A 3728-nucleotide genomic window follows, 5' to 3' on the forward strand; every position below is an offset into this window, starting at 1 on the left:
CATCGACCCAGGACGATCAGACGCGGTCGGCAACCTCGCCGAACGGCTCTGGCCGCAGCAGACCCCGACCGGTCTGCTGCGCGACCTGCTCGGCTCCACCGCGCGGCTGCGGGCCGCCGCCGGCGAGGCGTTCACGCCGGCCGAGGTGACGGCGCTGCACCGGCGCGGCGCGGACCGGTTGTCGCGGGAGACCTGGTCGGCGGCCGACCTGCCACTGTTGGACGAGCTGGCACACCTGATCGACGGCCCGGGCCGCCGGTACGCGCACGTGGTGGTCGACGAGGCACAGGACCTGTCCCCGATGCAGTTGCGCGCGGTGGCCCGGCGCAGCGCCACCGGCTCGCTGACAGTTGTCGGCGACCTCGCGCAGTCCACCGGCACCTGGGCGCGCGACTCCTGGACGGAGGTGCTCGCCCACCTGCCCACCGCGTACCCGGCCGAGATCGCCCCACTGCGGTACGGCTACCGCGTACCCCGGCAGGCGTACGCGACCGCGGCGGCGCTGCTGCCGGTGGCCGCGCCGGGAGTGACGCCGGTGGAGGTGGTCCGGGACGGGCCGGCGGACACCGGCGTGCACCGGGTCGGCCTGGCCGAGCTGGCCGCCCGTGCGGTCGCGGTGGCCCGCGAGCACGCCGAGGCCGGCCGGTTCGTCGGCATCGTCTGCCCGGCGCGACAGCGGCGCCCGGTCGAGGCGGCGCTGGCCGCGAACGGCATGGCCTGGAGCAGCGCCGACCGGGGCGAGCTGGGCGGATCGGTCAACCTGATAAGCCCGCAGGAGGCCAAGGGCCTGGAGTTCGACGCGGTGGTGGTGGTCGAGCCGGCGGAGATCGTGGCCAGCGACGAGCGCGGTCACCGGCTGCTCTATGTGGCGCTGACCCGCACCACCGGCCACCTCGACATCGTCTGCACCGGCGACCCGGTGCCGCTGGACGCCCCGGTCCGACCCCGGCCGCCGCTGGGCGGCGAGGCGGAGGCGCCGTTCACCCGGCGGGAGGCACACCGGCTGGCCGAACACCTGGCCGGACAGCTGCGCAACGCCGCCCCACCGGCGTTCTGGGCCGACGTGCTCGCCGAGGTGCGGGCGGCGCTGCTACCAGGCGGCGCGGTCAGCCCCGAGGCGCCGGCGGACGACTGATCGCGGCCGAGTCCAGCCGTCGACCCACCGTCCACTGCACGATGTCGTGCTCGATGTCGGCCTTCCTGGCCTTCGCCGGCACCGCGATGCCCAGTTCTTTGGCCAGCGCCCGCAGCTTCGCCACGGTGAGCTTCAGGTCGGCGAGATATCGCACGCCTGCCGCCCGGTCACCGATGGCCGCGAGGTCGGCGCGAACCCGGTCGACATCCAGACCGGCCGAGACCGCGGCGGCGGCCGGCCGGGCGGCCCGCGTCCGGTCGACCACGGCCAGCTTCGCGGTGCCGTCGGCCAGCGCGGCGAGCTGGTCGGCGGGCAGCGCGCGGACGAAGTCCGCGACCCGCAGCAGGACGGCGTGGGCCAGGTCGGCGGGGTTGGACACCGGAACTCTCCTTCTCACAGGCGGGTACGGGCCAGGAACTCGCTGGCCAGCTGCCGGAGCTCGTGCTGCACCGTCTCGTTGGCGTTCGGCACCAGCACGGCGGGCAGCCGCCGTTCACCGGCGGTGCCGAACAGGGTCTTGTTCTCCCGGACGGTCTGCCGGAACACCGGGACCTCCAGGCTGTCGGTGTGCCTCATGTAGTTGCGGGACGCGTTGATCGGCCCGCCCGAGGCGTACTGGATCATAGTGAACACCACGCCCAGGTACTGCGGGTCGATGGTCGGACCGGGCGCGGCGACCCGGTTGAAGTCGCGGACCAGCTCGGAGACCTTGCTGCGCAGGTAGTCGATGCCGAGCGTGGACAGGTAGTCCGGCCGGGCCGGGGTGAGGATGTGCTCGCTCGCCACGATGCCCGTCCGGGTGACCATGGTGAAGTTCGGCGCGCAGTCGATGAGGATGTCGTCGTACCCGGCGAACTCCTCGGCGCCGAGCGCGTCGGCCAGCGCCCGGTGCAGGGACAGGAAGTGCGGGCTGCCGTGCTGGAAGCGCGACCCACCGAGCGCCGCGGCGATGTCGAGGTCGACGTCGACCAGCCCCAGGTGGGAGGCGACGAGATCGAGCCGGCCGCCGTCGGGCAACAGCGCGTTGGCCGGTTCCGGTGTGAGCACGTACGGGTGCAGGGGGCCGGTCGGCTCGTCGGCCAGCACCGACCCGAACCACTGCAGGATGGTCCTCTCGTAGGCGAGGTCCCGTTCCCAGTCGTCCGCCGCGTAGAACGAGAAGGTGAGGCTGGCCTGCGGGTCGAGGTCGATCAGCAGGACCCGGCGGCCACGCGCGGCGAGTTCGGCGCCGAGGTTGGCGGTGATCGTGGTCTTGCCGACCCCACCCTTGTAGTTGATCACGGAGGTGATGCTCATGCCGCGTCCCGCATCGGCCCATGATCGCAGGGACGGGCCCGGGTCCGCATCCGGCGGGCCACCGTCGCCTCCGCCACGGGCACGAGGGCACGTCGATCATGAGGTTGGCGGCACGATCGGAGATCCCCATCGCCGTCAACTTCATGGTCGACGGTGGGCACGGCTCGGTGGTGGTGGGGCGCGTCGGGGTCTGTCAGGGTTGGGGGGTGGCGAATGTGTGGTCCGGTGTCACCGTCGACTGCGTCGATCCCGAGCGGGTCGCCCGGTTCTGGAGTGCCCTGCTCGGTCGCGAGCCCGGCGCGTCCCCGGAGGGCTGGGTCTACCTCGGTGAGCGCGGCGACCCCCAACCGAGGCTGGTGTTCCAGCCGGTGCCCGGACCCCGCACCGGGAAGGTCCGGATCCACCTCGACATCACGGTCGACGACCTCGACGAGGCGATGGCGACCGTGACGAGGCTCGGCGGCGGGTTCACCGGCGAACGGCACGACTACGACGAGGGAGCCGTCGTCGTGATGACCGACCCGGAGGGCCACGAGTTCTGCCTCGTCGAGTATCGCGACTGACTCGGGGCACGGAAAATCCCGCACATGTCTGTCTACGGGACGGCCGACCTGCGGCGTTGATAGGGCGTGACGTTCGAGGAGTACGCGTTCGCGCGCACCGCAGCGCTGGTGCGGCTCGCCCGGTTGCTGACCGGTGACGAGCACCGTGCGGAGGACCTGGTCCAGGACGTCCTCGCGAAGGCGTACGCGCACTGGGGGCGCATCTCCCGGACTGATCAACCCGACGCGTACGTCCACCGGATGCTTGTCAACGCGAACCACTCGTGGTGGCGTCGACGGAGCAGGCGGGAGATCTCCACCGACACGGCGATCGATCGGGCCGGCGGGGCAGACGAGGCCGCCCGGGTCGTGGAACGGGACGCGTTGTGGCGGCTCGTCCGTGACCTGCCGACGAAGCAGCGCACCGTGATCGTGCTGCGCTACTACGAGGACCTCGACGACGCGACCATCGCCGAGATCCTGGACTGTTCGACAGGCACGGTGCGCACCCACGCGCGGCGGGCACTCCAGGCGCTGCGGAAGCGCCAGGACACCCCCGCGCCCGCACGGACGGGAGGGATCTGATGTCCACCGACCTCGATCAGCGTCTTGCCACGATGCTCCGGCACCGGGCGGGTGGCGACGTCGATCCCACCCCGATCGTGGCGCACGCCCGCCGTCGCGGCCGGAGCCTGCGACTGCGCCGCCGCGGTCTGATCGCCGGCGGCGCGGCGGCGGCCTGCGCTGCGCTCGCC

At 72.7% G+C, this 3728-nt stretch carries 5 protein-coding genes; 3 read left to right on the forward strand and 2 right to left on the reverse strand.

The window, feature by feature from the left end; all coding sequences use genetic code 11:
* Window positions 1-1135 (forward strand): ATP-binding domain-containing protein (locus tag HUW36_RS27925; RefSeq protein WP_174530864.1); only part of this gene is annotated, 1135 nt, incomplete at its 5' end.
* Here the strand turns inward: HUW36_RS27925 and HUW36_RS27930 are convergent.
* Both HUW36_RS27930 and HUW36_RS27935 read right to left on the reverse strand, forming a co-directional pair.
* Window positions 1107-1514: a hypothetical protein gene (locus HUW36_RS27930; RefSeq protein WP_174530865.1), complete on the reverse strand. Its 408-nt coding sequence runs from the start codon at window positions 1512-1514 to the stop codon at window positions 1107-1109. The two genes, HUW36_RS27925 and HUW36_RS27930, sit on opposite strands and share 29 nt — an antisense overlap.
* Window positions 1515-1528: 14 nt before the next feature.
* Window positions 1529-2431, reverse strand: coding sequence for a ParA family protein (locus tag HUW36_RS27935; RefSeq protein WP_174530866.1), 903 nt, complete (start codon window positions 2429-2431; stop codon window positions 1529-1531).
* A 104-nt stretch (window positions 2432-2535) separates the two neighbouring features.
* Between HUW36_RS27935 and HUW36_RS27940 the strand changes: the two genes are divergently transcribed.
* Both HUW36_RS27940 and HUW36_RS27945 read left to right on the forward strand, forming a co-directional pair.
* Window positions 2536-2994, forward strand: coding sequence for a VOC family protein (locus HUW36_RS27940; RefSeq protein ID WP_246248358.1), 459 nt, complete (start codon window positions 2536-2538; stop codon window positions 2992-2994).
* 66 nt (window positions 2995-3060) lie between these two features.
* Window positions 3061-3558, forward strand: coding sequence for a SigE family RNA polymerase sigma factor (locus HUW36_RS27945; RefSeq protein WP_174530867.1), 498 nt, complete (start codon window positions 3061-3063; stop codon window positions 3556-3558).
* Window positions 3559-3728: the final 170 nt, after the last annotated feature.

Source organism: Micromonospora maritima (genome assembly GCF_902825405.1).
In the GTDB taxonomy this organism is placed as follows: Bacteria; Actinomycetota; Actinomycetes; order Mycobacteriales; family Micromonosporaceae; genus Micromonospora; species Micromonospora maritima.

What these genes read in the sequence shown, in the direction of transcription:
- HUW36_RS27935 (WP_174530866.1), bottom strand. Translation starts at nt 2,431, where the DNA reads ATGAGCATCACCTCCGTGATCAACTACAAGGGTGGGGTCGGCAAGACC.